Origin of the sequence: Streptomyces sp. NPDC059788 (assembly GCF_042732265.1) — a bacterium.
GTDB lineage: Bacteria > Actinomycetota > Actinomycetes > Streptomycetales > Streptomycetaceae > Streptomyces.
In genome coordinates this window covers 1-2,748 of record NZ_JBHWHY010000116.1, presented here as the reverse complement: position 1 = coordinate 2,748, position 2,748 = coordinate 1, and the positions used below count along the sequence as shown (strand labels likewise).

Genomic DNA, 2,748 nt, shown 5'->3' with positions numbered 1-2,748 from the left:
ACATCCACCCCACCCACCACCACATCCCACAACCCCTCCGGACCCCCCACACCACCCGGCAACCGACACCCCATACCCACCACAGCCAACGGCTCCTGCTCAGCCGCCTCCTTCTTCCGCAGGCGCTTACGCGTCTCCTGGAGCTCGGCCGATGCCCTCTTGAGATAGTCAAAGAGTTTTTCTTGGCTCTCCATCAAAGGCCCCTAATCGATTGAGCGATCAAAAAGTCCGCAGGTTATCAAGACAGCCCAAGCTCTTTGTCAAGGAAGCTGAACACTTCATTGGGCGTAGCCGATTGGAACTCGATGTCGGAACCTTCGGGTTCCGTCGCATCCTGAGATTCCGTCCACTGTGACAGGATGCCGCGCAGGCGCCGGGTGACGTCTTCACGCACATCAGAATCCGAGGCCATGCTCGAAAGATTATGTTCGAGTTGATCGAGTTCGGCAAATATGGATACCGAATCCGCCGCCGCGTTCGGGATCACTGCCGTCCGCAGCAGGTCCGCCAACACCGCCGGGTTGGGGTAGTCGAATATGAGGGTGGCGGGCAGCTGGAGTCCGGTGGCCGCATTGAGCCGGTTACGGAGCTCGACCGCGGTCAGCGAATCGAATCCCAGCTCCTTGAACGCCCGCTCCTCCTCCACCGCGTCCACGGAGGGATAGCCGAGCACCGCGGCAGCCTCCGTACGGACCAGGTCCGTCAGCAACCGGTCCTGCTCCGCCCGGGACAGCCCCGCCAACCGCTGCCCCAGCTCGCCCTGCGATTCGGCGGGGGGCACCCCATCACCTGTGTCGGCACCGGCGAGCACCTGCCGGACCTCGGGCAGGGAGGCGAGCAGCGGGCTCGGCCGGCGCAGGGTGAACGTCGGCGCGAATCGCTCCCAGTCCACATCCGCGACGGCGACCGCCACATCCCCACCGTCCACCGCCTGCGCCAGGGCCTGAATGCCCAGGCCGGGGTCCATGACCCCCAACCCGTGCCGTTGCAGGTGCGTCCCGGCCTCTCCGGCGCCCATACCGGCGCCGCCCCATACGCCCCAGGCCACGGAGGTCGCCGCCAGCCCGCGGGCACGTCGGCTCTCGGCCAGCGCGTCGAGGAACGCGTTGCCCGCCGCGTAACCAGGCTGAAGACCGCTGCCCCAGGTCGCGGCGATGGAAGAGAAGAGCACGAAGGCTTCCAGGCCGAGGTCGGCGGTCAGCTCGTCCAGCCAGACCGCGCCCGCCGTCTTGGCCTCCACCACCGCGGCCTGCTCCGCCACCGTGGTGTCCATCAGTGGCGTGGTCTGTCCCACGCCAGCTGCATGGATCACGCCGGTCAGCGGCGGCCCGTCCGCGGCGATACGGCTTACGAGGTCGGCGATTTCGGTACGTCGGGCGATATCGCAGGTCACGACCTCGACCTGGCTGCCGCTGCCCGCAAGCTCCGCGGCCAGCGCCGCCACACCCGCGGCGGCCGGGCCGGAACGGCTGGTCAGTACGAGTCGCGGAGCACCCCGCCCCGCCAGCCACCGGGCGGTGTTCCCACCGATCGCACCCGTACCACCAGTCACCAGCACCGTGCCACGCGGCCCCCACTGCCGCCGGTCACCCGACGGACGCGCAGCACGCACCAGACGACGCGCCATGACGCCGGCCGAGCGCAGTGCAAGCTGGTCCTCACCATTGCTGTCGGCGAGGAGACCACAGAGACGGGTCGCGGTGCGGTCATCCCAGGCCGACGGCAGATCGATCAGACCGCCCCAGCGCTCGGGGTGTTCCAGGCCGACGACCCGGCCCAGGCCCCAGACCTGCGCCTGCACGGGACTGGTCAGGGTCTCCCCGGGGCCGGTCGCCACCGCACCCTGCGTCAGGGCCCACAGCGGGGCGGTGACTCCCGCGTCGCCCAGCGCCTGCACCAGGCCCAATGTCCCGGCCACACCCCGGTTGACCACGGGGAACTCCGTCAGCGTCGCCTCGTCCAGCGCCAGCAGCGACACCACACCGGCCGGCTGGTCGCCTTCGGGCAGCACGCCCGTGATCCGTTCGGCCAGTGCGACCCGGTCCACCTTGTCGGAAGCGGCCTCGGCGGTGACGACCTGGGCGCCACGGCCGGTCAAGGCCTGCACACAGCCCTGCACCAGCTCGGCGTCCGCGTATCCGGCCGGTACGACGACCAGCCAGGTGCCGGACAGTACCGCCGACGACGGCTCGCCCACCGGCGTCCACGAAATCCCGTAACGCCAGTCCGCCACCGCGGAATCGTCACGCTCCCGACGCCGCCACGACGTCAACGCCGGCAGCACCTCACCCAGCCGCTCACCGTCCACCGCCAGCGTGTCGGCCAGCTCGCGGAGGTCGCCGCCTTCAACCGCGGCCCAGAACTCGGCCTCCGCCGCACTGCCGACCGTATCCTTCGCCACCGGGGCGGGCGCCTGGGATGCCTGCGGCCAATACCGCTGCCGCTGGAAGGCATACGTCGGCAACTCCACCCGCTGCCCCGAACCGAGCACCGCCGCCCAATCCACCACCACGCCCCGCACATGCGCCTGCGCCAACGCCGTCAGCACCGACTCACCCGCCGCCACATCCCTACGCAGCACCGGCACAAACACCGGAGAACCACCGGGCGAAGCCTCATGGCCGTCCAGAGCGGCCGGGCCCATCGCCGACAGCGTCCCGTCCGGACCGACCTCCACGAACACCGTCACGCCCTGCCGCGCCAACGCACCCACCGCATCCGCAAAACGCACCGCCTCCCGCGCCTGCA

The 2,748-nt window shown here is 69.9% G+C and carries 2 protein-coding genes; both read right to left on the bottom strand.

What is annotated here, in order from left to right; genetic code table 11:
- Positions 1-194: polyketide synthase docking domain-containing protein (locus ACFV57_RS42615; protein ID WP_385244677.1), on the bottom strand; the 194-nt coding region annotated here is incomplete at its 3' end.
- Between the two features lie 44 nt (positions 195-238).
- On the bottom strand, positions 239-2,748 hold a 2,510-nt coding region (locus ACFV57_RS42610), incomplete at its 5' end, for an SDR family NAD(P)-dependent oxidoreductase (protein WP_385244674.1).